This is a genomic window from Neobacillus sp. plas4 (assembly GCF_057221695.1).
Genome location: NZ_CM170152.1, coordinates 1,982,348 through 2,001,018, shown reverse-complemented (window position 1 = coordinate 2,001,018; position 18,671 = coordinate 1,982,348). Strand labels below are relative to the sequence as shown.

Sequence of the window (18,671 nt, the reverse complement as noted above, 5' to 3'; positions counted from 1 at the left end):
TTTTGTTCAACCTCCTGAGATGTATTATATGAGCTAAGTCAAGCATTAAAATAATTCTCTAGCCTGCTTTACTTGTTCTTAAGACACTCTCAGTGCGAGTTGGTCCAAGTGATAACACTGTTACTTCGCAAGCTATTTCTTCTTTAATTTTTACAGCATCTTCCACTGCATAATCATCGTACGGGTTAAGGCTAAACTTTACTCGATCTTCAATAATTTCACCGTTTTGAATGACAAGCTTTTCTTCTGTTTCAAAGGTCTGTTTTACTAACACTAAAATATTCATTTTTTATTAACCTCCTATTCTTCGATTCTGATTAGAAGGACTCACGTTTCACATGAGGCACTCCTAATTAGCTGCAAGAATTAACACAAAATTCAGTTTTTTATTCTCGACAAAATATCTAATTTATTAGATTATCTTTTTCTTATCCGACGAAATCAGGCTAACTGCTATGGTTGCAATAAGAGCTGCAAGAGCAAATATATAAAAATTCCATTCATAGTCATAATTCAAACTCATAATGAAACCAATTAATATTGGCGCTGAAATGGCACCGAGTCTTCCACACCCTAATGCAAAACCAAGAGAGGTGGCACGTGAATGAGAGGGATAGTATTTTGTAACATAAGCATTTAAAACCTGCCCAATAGCAACTGAACCTAAGCCAGCTACACCAACAAGTAGATAAACAACAAAGATTGAGGATGCTTTAAAAGATAAAAGAACTAATGATATGGCTCCTAGGAAATAAAAAGTACTAATCACCCACTTAGAACCCCAACGGTCAGCCATAAAACCTTGAATTACTGCACCAAACATAGAGGTAAGATTAAGCATAAGTAAGAATGATAAACTCGATCCAAGAGGATAACCTGCTTCCCTCATCATTTGTGGAAGCCAAGTATTCAGACCATAAATCATAAAAAATCCCATAATATAGGTAATCCAAAATAGAGTTGTAGCCTTTCTATATGAAGGAACGAAAAGTGTTTTAACCCCACTAAATTTGCCTTTAGTGGTAGGGATCTGCTTTTTATTATCCTCTTCGCTTGGCATAGGGAGATGATAACGTTCTGATATTTTCTTTGCCTCCTCTATCCGTCCTTTCATTACTAAGAAACTCATTGATTCGGGTAGAAATCGAATCAGTATAGGTACTAAAATCAATGGAATAACACCTAGCCAAAACATGACTCTCCAACCAAAATCCTCTACCATAAACATAGATAATAGAGCACCAAGTACAATTCCAAAAGAATAACCAGTAAATACAATAGTGTAAGTCGTAGAGCGGTGTTTAGGCAGTGAGTACTCCACTGTAATAGCGGAAATTGCAGGTAAAACACCACCTAACCCGATTCCGCCTATAAACCTAAAAAACGCAAACATTTCTGGACTAGGTGCAATTGCTACTAACCCCATTGAAACTGAAAAAATCGTAATACAACTAATTAATGTCCATTTTCTTCCTATTAAATCAGTAATGAAACCTACTAATACAGCTCCAAAAAACATTCCAAACAAGGCAAAACTGGCAATCACCCCGGCATTAGCGGGAGTTAATCCCCATGCTTTATATTCCAGTAAATTAGGAAGTATAGCACCATAAATTCCTAAATCATATCCATCCGCTACCATCACAAACCAACCAACAATAATAATAAATAACGTTTTAGGATTCATCTTGGGAATTTGCTTTGTTTTAAGTACAGGTGTTACTGCAGAAGAATTTGTACCTTGTGGGACATTTTGTTGAACCATTCTTTTGGACCTCCCTGTAATATAGAAACATTTTTCATTTGATATTTCATTTAACTTCTTTTTTAGCTATCAGTTTTTATTGTAAAAGTACTGCCGTGTTTTGTTTAAATCCTCCCTGTAAGAGGAAACACTTCTAATTAGCATCTGCTTACAAGGAGGAAAACTATTATTATAAGTTTTACAAGGAGGTATCTATCATAATATCCATCATTTATTCATAGCTTTTTTAATAAACACGGGCTTCATCTAACGCTAGAATAATATCCTCGGAGGAAACTACAGAGCTAAGAAGACTTAATGTAGCAATTGCCTCTTTATGAGCTTCGATGGTTCCGGTAGAACAACAGTCCTCAACAACATAGACATTATAACCTTTGTCCCCTGCCAGTCTTGCTGTTCCTTCTACCGCTATATTCGTTGCTACACCAAATAGGATGATAGTCTCAATCCCCAACTTCTCTAAAGAGCTTTCAAGATTAGTCCCATGAAAAGGTACTACTCGTTGATGATTTATGATGTATTCATGATCAATTGGTTCCAAATCTTCAACGAATTCCGTTCCCCACGTATCTTCTACAAGACATTTCCTGTCCTTAACTACGGAAAGAAGTGGAGAATTTATTTTTACATTTGTCAAATCAGGCGGATAACAAACCCTCATATGAAAAATAGGGATTTGCTGGGAAGAAGACCGAACAGCATGAATGAGTTTCGTGCTCTTTTGAATAACTTTTCGCTCTTCAGCTTGTTGACTAAAAAAGTCTCCAAGTTTCCCATTTTCCAACACAATATCATTCAGCATGTGAATTGAAAAAATAGCAGTTTTATCAAGATTAATATTTACTGACATGAAATTCCCCTCCTAGTTATTGGTCAATGAGACTCTTAAACTTGTATTGTCTATTATGATGGTCTAACAACAACATTCATTACACGATGCCCTCTAAAATATTCGAATTCTGCTTTCGTTTTACAATTTTGGGTGCGGTCTCTACAAGGAACAGCGATATAATCACGGCCACTGCAGCAGATCCAACGGAAATTAAAATCGGGGCCGATAAACCAAATTTGTCTGCCACCATACCTGCAATGAATGGAGCCAAAACACCACCAAATATTTCTCCTACACCTATTGTTAATCCAATGGCCGCAGAAATATATTTTGGCGAAATTGATTCAGCTGGTATCGTTGACAATAATAGTGGAATGACCCCTTGACCAACGTTACAAACAAACATAATTAATGCAAAAATCGCTACAGAGGTAGAATTAACATAGATTAAAGCAAGCGGAGCTATTGAAGAAATAATAGAAAAGATAATTATAATTGGTTTGCGGCCAATTCGGTCTGAAATTGCCGGTATGCTGAACCCAAAGATAACCCCACCCAAACCAAAGGCACTCATGATCAGACTCATATATCCGGGACTCAAATGTTTAACATTTATTAAGAACATTGGTGCAAAGGCAATCAGGACGATGTACCAGGCTATAAAAAAGCAACTTAGCAATACTGTTAATAGAATGTTACGGGTTTTCAACACATCACTGAAACGTACCTTTTCGTACCCCTTTTCCAATTCACCATTTTTATTCACCACTATTTGCGGTTCTTTTACAAATCTCCAAATGAAAAATGCAACAATCAAACCTGGTATAATTGTTACATAAAATGAGGTTCTCCAACCATATGATTCAGCCAAGCCCACTATTATGAGCGGAGCTAAGACACTTCCCATTAATCCGGCCGCTGAACTCTGCATTAAACCCATATTAAAACCGCGGCGAGATTCTGATGATACTAGTGCTAGTAAGGATTGAGATATTGGAAGAACCGGTCCTTCCGCCAATCCCATGATCATTCGGAATACTATTAACCCTGCAAAAGTTGAAACCATTCCTGAGAAAAATGAAGATGCTGAAAAAAGTACAACTGCTGCCAATAGGATTTTCTTTTTATTGCCAACCTTATCTGAAATAAAACTTAACAAATATCCCGAAATCGCCCATGTTAAACCCAATGCTGCGGAGAGAAGCCCAATCTGCATGTTCGTCAATTGAATATCGGATTGTATAAATGGTATCAAAAAGTTAATGGCTAATCGGTCAAAAAATACAAACCCTACAGTGAAAAACAATATGGTCAGCAATTTGTTTTCATAATTCCAAAATTTCCGTTCTTCCATATAGCACCTCTTTTTCCCATTGAACTAGTATTAAAAGACTAACATTCGGTTTGTTGCCTCTAGTAATCCCCATTTCGTAATCGCTTTCTATCCCTTAGTTAGAAATCTCTTTAGGGAGTTGGATGTCTGGGTGTAGTCTTGATTTAGCTACACCCATATAGGAAAATTTACTATTGGAAGTGATTGTTTGGATTAAAAATTTGATTTATATCGTCTAATGAAAACGCCCGAGCAAGCAAACTTAGGGTACCGATAGCATCTTTGTGTGCTTCAACGGTTGCCGCACCACAACAATCCTCTACAATTAAACTTCAACCTTTGTCTCCTGCCCAGCGGACTTTCCTTTCCACAGCAATTTGTGTTGCTACACCAAATATATTAGAGACTAGATACCCAATGTAGCTAATTCATCTTCAAGATGTGTTCCATGAAAAGATTCAACTCGTTGATGGTCTATTAAATATTCATTTACCCATCTACCTTCTAAAAGTACTCTCCTTTGTTTAGCTAAGGAGAGCACTTCAGAGTTTATTTTTACATCCGTAAAATCCGGCTGATAACAACCTTGAGACTCTTAATCTAGTATTGTCTATAAATTTGGACGTACTACAACATTGGTCAAACCGCCAGATCTTTGGGCTGCAAATTCAAGAGCCTCATTCACTTGATCTAAAGAGAATGTATGTGTATCATAATAATCAAAATTTAAGGCTCCACCTGAAGCCATATTCATTAATTCAAGGACGGATTGATTGTTGTACCAAACAGATCCTGAAATCGATATGTTATCATTAACAAATGTGCCATATTCAATTGGGATCTTATTTTCCGCCAAAGCTCCTATCATTACGGCACTACCATTTCTCCTTAAGCTTCCAATACATTCCAATACTGTATCCATTGGTGGAGTTGTACCACCTGGAGAAAAACCAAGTGCATCTAAGTATACGTGTACACCCTTACCGCCTGTAATTTCATTCACTCTTTCGTGAATGGACTCATTGGTCGTATTAATCGTAAAAATTCGTTTTGGATTTAAACTCTTAAGTCTATCTAAGCGATCTGCGTTACGCCCTACAGCAATGATTTTACCAGCACCCATGGCAAGTGAAGCTATGATTGCATCTGTACCAAGGGAACCAGTAGCCCCATTGATGATTAACGTGTTCCCTGCACGAAGATCGCCTGTTTTTAACGCTTCGTAGGCGGTTCCAATATAATTGATGCGGACGGCATGTTCGAAGGAAATATTATCAGGAATTCGAACAATACTTTTTGTTGGAGCTTTCATATATTGAGCGAATCCCCCTGGATACATTTCTAAGAACGGGATTCCGTTTGGTGTTAATAGAGAGAAGTAACCCTGTAGTACCCAACTATCACATTGTCCAGGATTCCCTTCGATGCAGTATTCACAATGACCGCAACTAAGGACTGGATTCACATATACACGTTCGCCTTCTCTAAATCCAACAACATTTTTACCTACCTCTTTTACTACTCCTGCTCCTCCCATTCCTAAAATAGCCGGTAATGGACTACTGTAAAATGGATAAGAATGTTCACAATCAATTAGGGCTGATTTATGATACTGAGCAATATGGACCGCTTTTACCTCAATTAATACATCATTACTGCCAAGTTCCGGTACGGAAACCCCATCCTCATATACCAATTTTTCTCTTAATTTGTGCATACGTGCAGCTTTCATTGTTTTCATCCTATCCATCTCCTTCATACTTGATTCTTTATAATAAATTTTTTATAACTAACAGAATGTTTATTTTGATCGAATTTATCTCTATCTATTAAAATGGGAATTTACGATATCCATTTTGTACGGACACCCATTTTAATACTGTCATTTCATCAATAATATATGGGTTTCCAAATCGACCAATTCCACTCGCTTTGTTTCCTCCAAAAGGTACTCTCGTGCTATCATTTATGGTTTGATCGTTAATATGTGTCATCCCGCTATCGATTTGAAGTGCGAATTCCTTGGCCTTTTCTACATCATTGGTAAAGATAGCAGAACTCAAACCATACTCCGTTTCATTCGCCAACTGGATTGCTTCTTCATCTGAATCTGCTTTAATCATCGTAGCAATTGGTGCAAATAATTCTAATTGAGCAAGTTTACTAGAGTTATCAACATCCCTAAATACATAAGGGGTCAAAATATTTCCAATACGCTTTCCTTCTAATGCAATATTAGTTCCTTCACTGATGGCATCATTGATAATCGCTAATGTTTTTTCTAGTTGATGCTCGTTTATCATAGGACCAATAACTGTCTTTGGATCTTTAGGATCTCCATAAGGAAGGGCTTCGGCTCTCTCAACAAACTTTTGAACAAACTCTTCATATTTGTCTTTATGGATAATGAAGCGATTAATCCCCATACAAATTTGCCCTTGATACATAAATTTCCCAAAAATTCCGGCGTCTACTGCAGGATCTATATCTGCATCAGATAAAACAATAAACGGGCTGTTTCCTCCAAGTTCAAGTGCCACACGTTTTAAGTTTTTACCTGCTATTCCACCAATGTGTCTTCCAACGGCTGTTGAACCAGTGAAACCGATTACATTTAAGTTTGGATTCGTCAACATCTCATCACCGATTTCTTTTGATTGCGTTAAAACCACATTAAAGACACCGGCTGGAAGACCTGCGTATTCAAATGCTCTAGCAAGAATAGTTCCCCCTGTTAATCCAACTTGAATGTCTGGCTTATGCACAACACTATTTCCTAATGCAAGTGCTGAGGCAATTGTTCTAATTGACAGGACTAATGGTGTATTAAATGGAGAGATAGATGAAACAACACCGGCTGGAAAACGATGTACATAGTCAACCTTTCCAGGAAGGCCCGAATCAACTTCCTTAATCTCATCAAGAGCATCTGCCATTTTTGCTGCTTCTTCTAGAAATTCCGGCGTAAGAATAGTTTCAAAATGTGTTTTAGGAACATTACTTCCATTCTCTCTACAAAGAATATCTCCAATTTCTTCACTATTTTCCCTAATATATTGTGCCGCCTTGTTTAGTATAGCTTTCCTTTCTGCTGCGGTAGATTTTGCCCATGACTTTTGGGCCTTTTTGGCAATGTCAAACGCTTCTTGAACTTGTTCAAGTGTTGCTAATCGAACTGAGGTGACCAAGGAATTGTCATAAGGATTCAGAATGTCATAAACTCGCTCACTTTTCCCTTCTTCCCATTTTCCATTGATAAAGCTTTTGTTGAGTCCGATAAGATTTTGTACCATATGAGGTGCCATTTACAAAACTCCTTTTTATTATTTATTTTTTATAAATACCAACTATTATCTAAGGGCCACCCGTAACCATTCTTAGAAAAGTGTCATGATCAGGTGGTCGAATTAATAATTTTAATATTATGAACATTCCGTTTATTTATCTTAATTTTACGAGATTATTAGCCAGCATTTGATCTTTGAGTGCCGTCTTTAGTATCTTTCCAGAAGTTGTCGTTGGCAGTTGGTCTACAAAAATTACATGGTTTGGAACTTTATAATCGGCAACGAGATTAGATATAAATAATTTCATATCATCTGTAGTTGTAGTCGAAAAACCTGGTTTTAATTTAATCGCTGCACATGCAACTTCCCCCAGTACACTATCTGGCAAACCAATAATAGCAACGTCCATTACGCTTGGATGAGTGTAATAAATTTCCTCAATTTCCCTAGGATAAATGTTGAAACCACCTCTAATAATTACGTCCTTCTTACGGCCAACAATTTGAATATAACCTTTTTCATCCATGGTTGCTAAATCCCCTGAGTAAAACCAACCCTCTTCATCAAAAGATTCATAATTTAATTCAGGTTGATTATAATAACCTTTCATAAGTGAAATACTTTTAACCGCAAGCTCCCCTACTTCACCAATCGGTACTTCTAGCCGATCATCATCAACTATTTTTACCTTTACGCCTGGATGCACACTCCCAACCGTTTCCGCCTTTGTTATATCATCGTCATTAAAGCTAGTTAAAGAAATTCCGGGACCTGCCTCAGTCATGCCATAGCCTACTAAGATATCACAACCCATCTCTGACTTGATTCTACTTACAACTTCCACCGGACAAGGAGCACCCACGATATTACCTGTTCGAAGTGAGGAGGTATTAGTAGATTTAAAGTTTTTATGATTCATCTCCAGTATATACATCGTGGGGACACCAGCTTTAACCGTTATTTTCTCCTGTTCGATTAAACGTAAAGATTCACCAGCTTTAAAAACCTCCATTAAAACCATCTTGGCTTTTGATGCAATCGCTTGCAAAGAAGTAGTTATCCCATGAATATGAGAAAACGGACTTGGAATTTGAATCACATCATTTGAACTCAAACGCATTCTCTCCCCAACTGTAGTTGCGTTATAAACAAGACTATTGTGGGTTAACATGACACCTTTTGGCTTGCCCGTTGTTCCAGAGGTATAACTAATCAAGAACACGTCTTCTTCCGGTATAATGTCAACAGTCGGTACTTGATCAGTTTTCCCAATTTCTAATAGCTGTTCATAATTCATGATTCCCTCTATATCAAGTCTAATAGGAATAATATGTTTTAGATGTTGAACACGTTTCTTTGCTAGCAAAAATTGATTCATATGGTTAATTTGATCAAATTCCTTCGTAAAAAATGCAATCTTGGCGCCGGAATCATTCAAAATAAATTCTAATTCATCTTGACGGTATCGAGTGTTTAGAGGTACGAGAATGGCACCTATTTTAGCAAGCGCAAAAAGGATAACAATAAATTCATGCCAGTTTGGCAAACATACGGCAATCCGGTCGCCTTTTCTAACACCTAATTGACTCAAACCAGATGCAATATGATTTACCTCCTCATGTAATTCACGGTAGGTGACCCTTCTAAAACAATCATAGATACATTCTTTATTTGGATTTGAATGAAATGCATCCAGTTCTAGCTTTAATATTGGAATTCCAGATTTTGATACCAGCATCTATTCCCCAATCCCTTCAACTGTTCTCAATAGAAAGCAGTCATTCATTTCAAGCTCACTATCTTTCTTAATCTAGTCGTCTATTATTATGATTGATATAATTATTATCATTCATAAACCGCTATATTCTTGACTGATTAAATATCTCTACGATACTCCTCTAATCCAGGACGGAATGTTTTTTCATCAAGGAACTGAGTCATCCCTTTTTGTCGACCTTTTTCAGGGTCAAGATAAATCGTTTCATGTAGTTTTGCATGAAGATAATCATCTGAAGCGGTCCATGGCATATCACGTGAATGCTTATAAGCCAATTTGATTGCACTTAGTACGGTTGGATTTTTGCCTAATAAATTTTTTGCTACTTGTTCTGTTCTTTCACGCAATTTGTCCTTCGAAACAGCTTCATTAACTAACCCCATATCTGCTGCTTTTCTTCCATCAAAGGTTTCGCCCGTCATGAGATAGTACAGTGAATCGCGCTGATTCATTGTACGTGCAACTGCCCATGTTACATTACCAGCAGGAATGATCCCCCAGTTAATTTCTGATAAACCAAAGGTAGCCTCTTCATCAGCAATCGCAAGATCACATGATACTAAAGGAGTAAATGCTCCACCAAATAGCCAGCCATTCACCATAGCAATCGTTGGTTTCGGAAAATACATTAATTTCTCCCACCACTTTACGGACTCACCCAATATTTTCTTTCGTACTGAAAGTGGTTTTTGTTCCGCTTCTCGGAAATATTCCTTTAAATCCATTCCTGATGAAAATGCCTCTCCCGCCCCAGTCAGAACTAAAACCCCACAGCTCTCATCTATTTCAAGCTCATCCAAAACTTCATTCATTTCACGGTTGAGTGTAGGGCTCATCGCATTTCGTTTATTAGGTCTATTTAAAATAACCCATGCAATTCCGTTCTCAATATTCACTTGAACAGTTTCTTTCTCGTATACCATCTTGGTTGCTTTTTCCTTAATATTTTCTGTCATAGATATTCTCCTCCAATATATAAATTTTTAATTAATCACATACTTTTCGGCTTTAATAACCTCTGAAGCTATTTCTCTATTAAGTTTGATCGTACTCTCCAATTCTAGAGAATTCGATAACATTTGTAATTGAGTGTGGAAGTCACCTTCCATACCATTGAATGACAAGATTTGGTTGATTTGATTTATGATTTGTTGGAAGCCTTCTTGAACAAACACGACTGTCATTTTAATCGCGTTTTGTGCTTTTGATTCTCCCAATTTAGAAATGATTTTCTTTGTACGAAGTAAAGCACTTTCCATTCCAAATAAAGTGATTAGATTATCTGCTAATAACCCACAGACCTCTTGTTCATCGTTAAGCTGTTTTTGATATTTTTGAGCCGACTTTGCAAGCGAAATGATGGTTATCTTTTTAGCAAGCTCCACTAAATGGGTTTCTTTTTCTAAAACAATATTAAAATCAATTGAAATATGATTTCCAAGCTGCGATTCATATTCTTTAGCTTTTTCAATTAGATTAAACTCCTCCGTCAAAGCCTTTTTAATTAATACACGTGGAATTAATAACCGATTAATTTCATTCGTTCCCTCAAAAATACGGAAAATTCTACAATCACGATAAATTTGTTCAATTGGGTACTCTTGTACATATCCATACCCACCATGGATTTGAACTCCTTCATCCGCAACAAAACCTAATGCCTCCGAACCGAATACTTTATTGATGGAAGCTTCTAATGCAAAGTTAGCAATAGCTGATGCCGATTGTTTCAGAACATCTGGACTGTTATGATCAATTTCTTTTAAGCTCTCATCTAATAATCCAACCGTTCGATAAATCATACTTTCTAATACAAATATCCTTGTATTCATTTCTGCTATTTTCTTCCCTATCAATTGGAAGGAAGAGAGACTACGATTAAATTGGAATCTTTCATTTGCATATTTAATAGAATAACTAAGAGCTTCCTTTGATTTTCCAAGACTTAATGCTGAAAGTTTGAAACGGCCTATATTCAGAACATTTAATGCGACTAAGTGGCCTTTCCCAATTTCCCCTATCAGGTCTTCTACTGGAACTTTCACGTCTTCAAAAGTAAGAGAACAAGTGGAGGATCCTTTCAGACCCATTTTCTTTTCTTCAGGCCCAATACTTACCCCTTCTGCAAATCGATCCACTAAAAATGTACTAAAGTCGATTCCGTCGATTTTTGCATATACGACAAAATAATCTGCATAGCCTGCATTCGTAATAAACTGTTTCGTTCCGTTTAAAATATAATGCTTTCCATCCGGTGATAGTTTAGCAGTTGTTTTTATACTTATGGCATCAGAACCAGCGGATGCTTCAGTAAGGGCATAAGCAGTAAACTTTTCACCTGATACTAGAGAAGGCAAGTATTTTTCTTTTTGCTCTTTTGTGCCAAAAAAGACTAAAGGGAGGAGACCTATTCCTGATTGACTCCCATGTGCGATTCCAAAAACAGTCTGTCTAGCCAGGTTTTCAGTTATGATTATGGAACTTGCTTTATCTAAATTTAATCCTCCAAACTCCTCTGGTACATCGGCACCAAGCAAACCAATCTCCCCTGCTTTTCTAAACAGCTGCTTCATTAAATCATAGTTTAGATTGCCTATGCGTTCCTCATTAGGGATTAACTCCCTAGTTGTAAAATCTTCAGTTGTTTGTGCAATCATTCGATGTTCCTCTGTAAAATCTTCGGGAGTGAAAACATCTCGAAAATCGATGTCATTGAATATAAAATTCCTGCTATTTGTTTTGTTCATTACTTTACCTCCTTAAAACATTTTGCGTGAGTGAGACCTCACTCATCAGAATTGTGAAATGCAATTTCAATAATTAAATATCGCCATTCTCTTTGAAAGGTTAACCTATCCTTACGTTTATGTTTGTTTGTAAATTTAATTTACCATATAATGAGTGATCTCTCACTCATTTGAATTTTCCATTAACTTCATATATCCCCCCTTTTATTGATTCTTTGAATTGATTGACAAGTTAAAGTTCCTAGCCTATACTCGAATAAATATAATAGCTATTAATTAACTTATTAGATGAGTGAAACCTCACTCATCTAATAAGTTAATTAAATTATGAGGTGAAGATTGTGTCAGATAATAAAAAGGAAAAATCGTCATTAATTCTAGATGCTGCTTTGAATGTTTTTGCTGAACATGGATTCCACAGATCAACTACTGCAAAAATTGCAAAAGAGGCAGGTATTGCCGAAGGTACCATTTATATATATTTTAAAAATAAAGAAGATATCCTAGCATCCCTTCTGACCAACATCTTAACTAATTTGACCAATTTAGTTAAGCATAGCCTCAATGAAAAAGAATCCGCTGATAATATGATTAGAAAAATTTGTGAAATCCATCTCCTAAGTTTAGAAGAGAAGGTTAATGTAGCTAAAGTTGTTCAGAATGAGCTTCGTCAAGAATCTCCTAAACTTCGTAAATCAATTGCACTTGCGGTAAAACCTTATTTTGATTTGCTGGAGCAAGTACTTCAAAAAGGAATAGATGATGGAACATTTCGTCCTGATATCGATGTCAATTTAACCCGTCGACTTATATTTGGTGCATTAGATGAGGTTATTGCTTTATGGTTAGCATCAGGCACTAATTTTTCTTTTTCCGAAAAACTTGATAATATTGTTAACTTTTTCTTAAGAGGTTTAAATAAGTAATTTATGTCGATTCTTTCGTGCAGTAACCCTTTTGATATTCATTTAACTCCAATTCCTTTGTTTAAGATAAAATAGCATTCCTTATATAAGGGGATGCTCCTTTATACTTCAAAATAAAGTCGTATCATATTTGCCATTTAACTACTTAAAATATCTTGCACATTAAAAAAGACTTTTTAAAGAAATTAATCGTGGTGACTAAGATTAGCACACATTTTCGATAGCGCTTTCTTAAACACTAAAATCTCTTCATTTGAAATTCCTTCACACAACTTTTCATTAAAAGTTTCTATCATTGGCCTTAATTTCTGACTAAGTTGTTTTCCTTCATCAGTTAAATAAACTCTTAAGGAACGCCAATCTGCTCCTCCACTTTCTCTTCGGATAAATCCTTTTTTTTCAAGGCTAGAAATCATACGGGCAATATTCGATTTATCTTTGTTTAATTTTTCCGCAATTTCATTTTGATTTATCCCATCGTTTTTCCATAGGAGTATGATAATTAAAGATTGTTGTGGAGCAAGATTAAAAGCAGCTAATTTTTTTTTGACTGTTTCCTCAATCATTAGATCTGACTGATGTATAAAAATTGCAATATAATCGTCAAAGGATATCATATAATCCACCTCTAGGTGTTGTTATTTGATTATTAAAACAGACAATCGTTAAATTGAGTTGCTATAGCAACTTATGAGCAAAAAAGCTTTAAAAGCAAATTAATTAAATAAAACTTAATTAAATATTGATTGAGAGTTTTTAATCATTATTTATATTTTAATAGTTTTTATGAGTTGATATAGCAACTCATATTCAGCAATAAATATTTTTATCCTACATATTAAAAACCTCAATTTATTAGGTTTACACATTTATTACATTTATTAAGTTGATTATATCACATTATATGTTATTGACAATAGATTATTTCAAAAATCTTCAGAATATTTGATAAAGAATCTAGCCATATTGGTGGAAAAGGGTGTTTAAATAGTTATGTGTTACCCAACTTGTTCTGCAATTAGGAAATTTCGAAAAAAGGATTAAAGACTCGGTTTTTTGAAAAAAGTTTAGAACCTAATTGGGTTACAGCGCTATAATAACATGAAAGTTCAAAAAACAGAACAACTTTTATGAATTATTTAACACAAACATGGATGAATAGTGCAAATGCACTCTTCTGTCGGATTTACCAATACTGCAAGTGACTAACCTCGATGGCTATTACAGTGCACGCCATTTCACCAAACTATTTACAGAACTCACTGATTGATACTCCTCAGAATATAAAAAGCGAAAAGCATCTAGTAAAGATGGTGCCCATTTCGTCAAACAGTCAGAAAATAATGAAGGCTTGAATTGCCGAAAATTTGCCGAAAAACTCGGTGAAACCATATTAATTTAATTGTTCTAATTTACTCTTAATTAACAAAAAAGCTTGATAGAAAAGCATTTTAAAGAGTTTATCACCGTCTGTTTTACCAATTTAATACTTTTCCTAAACTGTAGGTCGGAGGTTCGAATCCTCTTCGGGACGTCAAAAAGCCTTGATTTTTCAAGGCTTTTTCCATTTTTGTTAAAAATAATTAGAGCAAGCGCTAGACAATAGCCTCCTCCTGCTGCAAATCCATGGACAGCGGAAATGACTAATTTATCCGTCCTTACCCCACAGCCATCAAGTAAAGATAAATTACTGGATTAATTTTGTATTTTAATAGCTTCCTTCCATAGGAATTAAATTATGATGGAGGGATCTCATTGTGAATCAAATCTTAAAAGACCCCTTTATTATACCGGAGGTTCGAACCCCTTCGGGACGTCAAAAAGCCTTGATTTTTTTCAAGGCTTCTTTTGTTTTAAGAAATTCAAATGGCTCTTGCAGAAAATTTTGAAGCCCTAGCGTTTTATCTCCTTTTTGAATGGATACAGATCAATAAACGACTGAGGATGCTTTGCTCTGTACTCTTTTGGTGTACATAATTTTATCTTTACAAAGTTGCGATTGAATGACCGTACGCTATCATAACCACAAAGGAAAGCTATTTCTGTCATATTTTTTCCTGTATGGGTTAAAAGATAGCAAGCATAGTTTACTCTGGTTTCGTTTAAAAAATCCACAAAAGACATGCTAATATGAGTATTAAAATATTTCGATAAATAATTATAACTATAACCTAATGTACCAGCGATACTTCTTAAAGAAATAGATTCTGTAAAATGGTCATGTATATAGGTTAACAACTTATGGAGCAACTCTGGATCCTGTTTTTCACCTTTCATTAAACTCGTTTGATTCATTAGCTCTGACAATATTAAATAGAGACAGGCTTTTTGTTCTAGCAGATTTGAGTTATCTTTGAAAAGTTTCCTAGAAATTAGTGTATTAGCTTCCACAGATAGGGTGAAAACTGGATGTTCAAGTGAGCTATTTTCTATCATCTTTTGAAATGTTGGAACATAATCTGGCGAAAAAATACAAATTTTTGCTTGAGAATGGGATTTCGTAATAAACGAGTGAATTTCATACGGCAAAATAAGTAAAAATTGTCCAGTATTCACATGGTAACTTTTCTGACTAATAATGACTTCCATTTCCCCATCAACAAGGAATAATAATTCAAAACCACGATGGAGATGACTTGGAAAGTTTAAGTCCAATGTATGATAGTTTGATATGTAATCAAAATGGTGTGCCTCATATATTAACATCCTAAGAACATCCCCAGTAGAGAGTAAATTTTGTCTAGGATTATATAAGTTTTTACTTGTTGTGTCAAACCTATAAATGATAGATTTATTGATATTAGAGTTATCTTGATGACATAAAAAAAAGGAGATACGATATGGAAAAACTTAGAATTGGAATGGTCGGCTATAAATTTATGGGTAAAGCACACAGTCATGCATACCGGGATCTTCCACTCTTTTTCCCGAACACTGTTCATCCTGAGATGAAGGTTATTTGCGGCCGTGACCTAAACGGTGTGACTGTTGCAGCCAAGCAATTTGGCTGGGAGGAATATACAACGGACTGGAAAAGCCTGTTAGTAAGAAATGACATCGATTTAATCGATATTAATGCACCTAGTGATGTACATAAAGAAATTACCATTGCTGCTGCTCAAGCTGGCATACATGTTTTTTGCGAAAAACCGTTAGCGCTTACATTAAAGGACTCTAGGGAAATGCTTGAGGTTGTTGAGACTGCTGGGGTCAAACATATGGTTGGATTTAACTATCGCTTCGCCCCTGCTGTTATGCTTGCTAAAAAGCTAATTGACGAAGGAAGGTTAGGCGATATCTATCATTTCCGTGCCTGGTTTTTACAGGATTGGCTCGTGGATCCAAACTTCCCGCTAGCCTGGAGACTTCAGAAAGAAATTGCAGGTTCAGGCTCACACGGAGACCTCGGGGCTCATTTAATTGATCTATCGCACTATCTAATCGGCGATATTACCGAGGTAATTGGTATGAACGAAACGTTTATTAAAGAACGGCCAATTCCTTCTCAAATGACGGGCTTAACAGCAAAAGGCAGTAATAGTAATGAAAAAGGCGAAGTGACAGTCGATGACGCTACCCTATTTTTAGCTCGGTTTGCCAACGGAGCGTTAGGTAGCTTTGAAGCCACTCGCTTTGCTGCTGGACACCGCTGTACGAATTCATTTGAAATCAATGGCAGTAAGGGCAGTGTGATCTTTGATTTTGAGCGGATGAATGAACTCCAAGTTTATTTCGTTGATGACAGGGACGATGTCCAAGGCTTCCGCCGCGTCTTAGCAACAGACCCTGCGCACGCATATGCCGAAAACTGGTGGCCGCCAGGACATACGATTGGTTATGAACATACGTTTATTCATGAAATGGTCGAACTTATGGAGTCTTTCCGGGAAAATCGACAGCCTATTCCAAACTTCCGTGATGGCGTAAAGTGCCAGGAAGTCTTAGAAGCGGTGGATTTATCAATTGAAAAACGCAAATGGATCCGTATTTCTGAAGTATAAAAAAAGGAGTGCTTTTACCATGAAAAAAAGTGCATTGATTGTTTGGGGCGGATGGGATGGCCATCAGCCCGATCAGGTAGCTGAAATCTTTAAAGGGATCCTGGAGGAAGAAAACTTCGAAGTAGAGGTTTCCAATTCGCTCGATTCCTATACCGACAAGGAAAAACTAAAGCAATTGGATTTAATCGTTCCCCACTGGACGATGGGTGAGATTGAAAAAAAATATGTCCTTAATATCTCCGAAGCAGTCGCTGCAGGTGTTGGTTTAGCTGGATGCCATGGTGGAATGTGTGATTCTTTTCGAAATAATGTAGACTGGCAATTTATGACCGGGGGGAATTGGGTCGCCCACCCTGGAAATGATGGGATAGAATACATGGTCAATATCAAGCATTCTTCTAGCCCATTATTAGAGGGTATCTCTGATTTTAAAGTAGTGAGTGAACAGTACTACCTTCATTACGATCCGGCAGTTGAAGTGTTAGCTTCCACTCGATTCCCGGTTTTTCACGGACCGCACGCGCTTAATAAAGCAGTGGATATGCCTGTTGTTTGGACAAAACGATGGGGCTTTGGGAATGTGTTTTATAGTTCATTAGGACATCAAGCGAATATTGTCGCTATGCCTGAAGTTTCGCTAATCATGCGACGCGGATTTTTGTGGGCAGCTGAAGGAAAGAAACGGGCCAAAGAATGTGACGTTGCTTCTATTTATGGAAATGTACGAACCTATACTGGCATGGGAGATAGCCAATAAGGAAAGCGGAAAGAAAGCTAAGCCCGTAAAAATAAACTGGAGGTTCCTATGAAGAAACTAAAAATTGGTATTATTGGTTGTGGAAATATTAGTTCTATTTATATGGAAAATTGTCAGAAGTTCCCTCACCTCGAGCTGATTGCCTGTGCGGACTTAGATATACAGCGAGCACACTTACAAGCTGAAAAGTTCGCTGTCCCTAGGGCTTGTTCGGTAGAAGAGCTACTGTCTGACCCAGCGATAGAACTCGTCATAAATCTAACCATTCCTAAAGCACATGCCCCAGTATGTATCCAGGCACTTGAAGCAGGAAAGCATGTCTATACAGAAAAACCACTTGCTGTAACACGCGAGGAAGGAAGACAAATTTTAGAAACCGCTAAGAAGAAAAAACTTCTAGTCGGAAGTGCACCAGACACCTTCTTAGGTGCTGGTATTCAAACTGCTATTAATCTAATCGAACAAGGTGAAATTGGAGTTCCGATTGGTGTATCTGCCTTCATGATTTGCCGCGGGCACGAACATTGGCATCCAGACCCTGCCTTTTATTATGATACAGGCGGCGGGCCAATGTTTGATATGGGACCTTATTACTTAACAGCCTTAGTGTCTCTTTTAGGACCGATCAAACGAATTTCTGGTTCCACTCGAATCAGCTATCAGGAGAGAACAGTGCTTAGCACACCGAAAGCAGGTGCAAAAATTAAGGTATCAACCCCTACACATATCACAGGTGTGATCGATTTTGCTTCGGGTGTAATTGGAAGTATTACCACAAGCTTCGATGCCTTTGGCGGCACATCGCTGCCTCCTATTGAAATTTATGGCAGTGAAGGAACTTTACTTGTCCCTGATCCCAATACATTCGGCGGATCTGTAAAAATAAGGAAACGAGACGAACCAGAATTTAAAGAGGTTCCTCTTGCATATGGATATTCCCAAAACTATAGAGGGTTAGGTGTTGCTGATATGGCAAAAGCCATCCTCGAAGGCGGGAAATATCGAGCAAATAGCGAATTAGCGTATCACGTGTTAGAAGCAATGCATGGCTTCCATGATTCCTCAGATAGCGGTAAACATTATATAATGGAAAGTACATGTGAGCGTCCTGAATCTGTGTCTTTAGAATTACTTGCTTAAGGAATTTCGATTCTTATTGTAAGATATAATACTTCCAATACGATATAGAAAAATATTAGGGCTCCTTATTTTTGGAAAGCCCTTTTTATAATTAATTTGCATATAA

The 18,671-nt window shown here is 36.8% G+C and carries 15 protein-coding genes; 4 read left to right on the top strand and 11 right to left on the bottom strand.

What is annotated here, in order from left to right; genetic code table 11:
• Nucleotides 1–58: 58 nt before the first annotated feature.
• The 9 genes from AC2TFD_RS09980 to AC2TFD_RS09940 form a co-directional block, all read right to left on the bottom strand.
• The gene (locus AC2TFD_RS09980; RefSeq protein WP_484675526.1) at nucleotides 59–286 is read right to left on the bottom strand and encodes a hypothetical protein; all 228 of its coding nucleotides are present in this window, start codon (nucleotides 284–286) and stop codon (nucleotides 59–61) included.
• A 126-nt stretch (nucleotides 287–412) separates the two neighbouring features.
• Nucleotides 413–1,687 carry an MFS transporter gene (locus AC2TFD_RS09975; RefSeq protein ID WP_484676289.1) on the bottom strand — a complete coding sequence of 425 codons (1,275 nt, stop codon included), beginning with the start codon at nucleotides 1,685–1,687 and terminating at the stop codon, nucleotides 413–415.
• Between the two features lie 304 nt (nucleotides 1,688–1,991).
• A complete protein-coding gene (locus AC2TFD_RS09970) occupies nucleotides 1,992–2,615 on the bottom strand; it encodes a cysteine hydrolase family protein (RefSeq protein ID WP_484675525.1) in 624 nt (207 codons plus the stop codon).
• A 79-nt stretch (nucleotides 2,616–2,694) separates the two neighbouring features.
• Complete coding sequence (locus AC2TFD_RS09965; RefSeq protein WP_484675524.1) at nucleotides 2,695–3,951, bottom strand: MFS transporter; 1,257 nt, start codon at nucleotides 3,949–3,951, stop codon at nucleotides 2,695–2,697.
• 589 nt (nucleotides 3,952–4,540) lie between these two features.
• Nucleotides 4,541–5,671: a zinc-dependent alcohol dehydrogenase gene (locus tag AC2TFD_RS09960; protein WP_484675523.1), complete on the bottom strand. Its 1,131-nt coding sequence runs from the start codon at nucleotides 5,669–5,671 to the stop codon at nucleotides 4,541–4,543.
• An 88-nt stretch (nucleotides 5,672–5,759) separates the two neighbouring features.
• Nucleotides 5,760–7,235: an aldehyde dehydrogenase family protein gene (locus AC2TFD_RS09955; RefSeq protein WP_484675522.1), complete on the bottom strand. Its 1,476-nt coding sequence runs from the start codon at nucleotides 7,233–7,235 to the stop codon at nucleotides 5,760–5,762.
• 136 nt (nucleotides 7,236–7,371) lie between these two features.
• Complete coding sequence (locus tag AC2TFD_RS09950) at nucleotides 7,372–8,955, bottom strand: class I adenylate-forming enzyme family protein (protein WP_484675521.1); 1,584 nt, start codon at nucleotides 8,953–8,955, stop codon at nucleotides 7,372–7,374.
• A 137-nt stretch (nucleotides 8,956–9,092) separates the two neighbouring features.
• Nucleotides 9,093–9,950, bottom strand: a complete 858-nt coding sequence (locus AC2TFD_RS09945; protein ID WP_484675520.1) for a p-hydroxycinnamoyl CoA hydratase/lyase — start codon at nucleotides 9,948–9,950, stop codon at nucleotides 9,093–9,095.
• 27 nt (nucleotides 9,951–9,977) lie between these two features.
• Nucleotides 9,978–11,741, bottom strand: a complete 1,764-nt coding sequence (locus tag AC2TFD_RS09940) for an acyl-CoA dehydrogenase family protein (RefSeq protein WP_484675519.1) — start codon at nucleotides 11,739–11,741, stop codon at nucleotides 9,978–9,980.
• A gap of 341 nt (nucleotides 11,742–12,082) precedes the next feature.
• Between AC2TFD_RS09940 and AC2TFD_RS09935 the strand changes: the two genes are divergently transcribed.
• Complete coding sequence (locus AC2TFD_RS09935) at nucleotides 12,083–12,667, top strand: TetR/AcrR family transcriptional regulator (protein WP_484675518.1); 585 nt, start codon at nucleotides 12,083–12,085, stop codon at nucleotides 12,665–12,667.
• A 185-nt stretch (nucleotides 12,668–12,852) separates the two neighbouring features.
• Here AC2TFD_RS09935 and AC2TFD_RS09930 read toward each other — a convergent pair whose 3' ends face one another.
• Both AC2TFD_RS09930 and AC2TFD_RS09925 read right to left on the bottom strand, forming a co-directional pair.
• Nucleotides 12,853–13,284: a MarR family winged helix-turn-helix transcriptional regulator gene (locus AC2TFD_RS09930; RefSeq protein ID WP_484675517.1), complete on the bottom strand. Its 432-nt coding sequence runs from the start codon at nucleotides 13,282–13,284 to the stop codon at nucleotides 12,853–12,855.
• Nucleotides 13,285–14,560: 1,276 nt separating this feature from the next.
• Entirely contained in the window at nucleotides 14,561–15,373 is an 813-nt protein-coding gene (locus AC2TFD_RS09925; RefSeq protein WP_484675516.1) for a helix-turn-helix domain-containing protein, read from the bottom strand.
• A 134-nt stretch (nucleotides 15,374–15,507) separates the two neighbouring features.
• Here AC2TFD_RS09925 and AC2TFD_RS09920 point away from each other — a divergent pair, with 134 nt between their 5' ends.
• The 3 genes from AC2TFD_RS09920 to AC2TFD_RS09910 are packed head-to-tail and all read left to right on the top strand — an operon-like array spanning nucleotide 15,508 to nucleotide 18,565.
• Nucleotides 15,508–16,668, top strand: a complete 1,161-nt coding sequence (locus tag AC2TFD_RS09920; RefSeq protein WP_335514156.1) for a Gfo/Idh/MocA family protein — start codon at nucleotides 15,508–15,510, stop codon at nucleotides 16,666–16,668.
• 19 nt (nucleotides 16,669–16,687) lie between these two features.
• A complete protein-coding gene (locus AC2TFD_RS09915; protein ID WP_335514157.1) occupies nucleotides 16,688–17,425 on the top strand; it encodes a ThuA domain-containing protein in 738 nt (245 codons plus the stop codon).
• A 48-nt stretch (nucleotides 17,426–17,473) separates the two neighbouring features.
• Complete coding sequence (locus AC2TFD_RS09910) at nucleotides 17,474–18,565, top strand: Gfo/Idh/MocA family protein (protein WP_335514159.1); 1,092 nt, start codon at nucleotides 17,474–17,476, stop codon at nucleotides 18,563–18,565.
• The last annotated feature ends 106 nt before the right edge of the window (nucleotides 18,566–18,671 follow it).

Bases quoted from the DNA above. Each gene is read 5' to 3' on its own strand.
- AC2TFD_RS09980 (WP_484675526.1), bottom strand. From the start codon at position 286: ATGAATATTTTAGTGTTAGTAAAACAGACCTTTGAAACAGAAGAAAAG.
- AC2TFD_RS09975 (WP_484676289.1), bottom strand. From the start codon at position 1,687: ATGAATCCTAAAACGTTATTTATTATTATTGTTGGTTGGTTTGTGATG.
- AC2TFD_RS09970 (WP_484675525.1), bottom strand. From the start codon at position 2,615: ATGTCAGTAAATATTAATCTTGATAAAACTGCTATTTTTTCAATTCAC.
- AC2TFD_RS09965 (WP_484675524.1), bottom strand. From the start codon at position 3,951: ATGGAAGAACGGAAATTTTGGAATTATGAAAACAAATTGCTGACCATA.
- AC2TFD_RS09960 (WP_484675523.1), bottom strand. From the start codon at position 5,671: ATGAAAACAATGAAAGCTGCACGTATGCACAAATTAAGAGAAAAATTG.
- AC2TFD_RS09955 (WP_484675522.1), bottom strand. From the start codon at position 7,235: ATGGCACCTCATATGGTACAAAATCTTATCGGACTCAACAAAAGCTTT.
- AC2TFD_RS09950 (WP_484675521.1), bottom strand. From the start codon at position 8,955: ATGCTGGTATCAAAATCTGGAATTCCAATATTAAAGCTAGAACTGGAT.
- AC2TFD_RS09945 (WP_484675520.1), bottom strand. From the start codon at position 9,950: ATGACAGAAAATATTAAGGAAAAAGCAACCAAGATGGTATACGAGAAA.
- AC2TFD_RS09940 (WP_484675519.1), bottom strand. From the start codon at position 11,741: ATGAACAAAACAAATAGCAGGAATTTTATATTCAATGACATCGATTTT.
- AC2TFD_RS09930 (WP_484675517.1), bottom strand. From the start codon at position 13,284: ATGATATCCTTTGACGATTATATTGCAATTTTTATACATCAGTCAGAT.
- AC2TFD_RS09925 (WP_484675516.1), bottom strand. From the start codon at position 15,373: ATGTTAATATATGAGGCACACCATTTTGATTACATATCAAACTATCAT.
- AC2TFD_RS09920 (WP_335514156.1), top strand. From the start codon at position 15,508: ATGGAAAAACTTAGAATTGGAATGGTCGGCTATAAATTTATGGGTAAA.
- AC2TFD_RS09915 (WP_335514157.1), top strand. From the start codon at position 16,688: ATGAAAAAAAGTGCATTGATTGTTTGGGGCGGATGGGATGGCCATCAG.
- AC2TFD_RS09910 (WP_335514159.1), top strand. From the start codon at position 17,474: ATGAAGAAACTAAAAATTGGTATTATTGGTTGTGGAAATATTAGTTCT.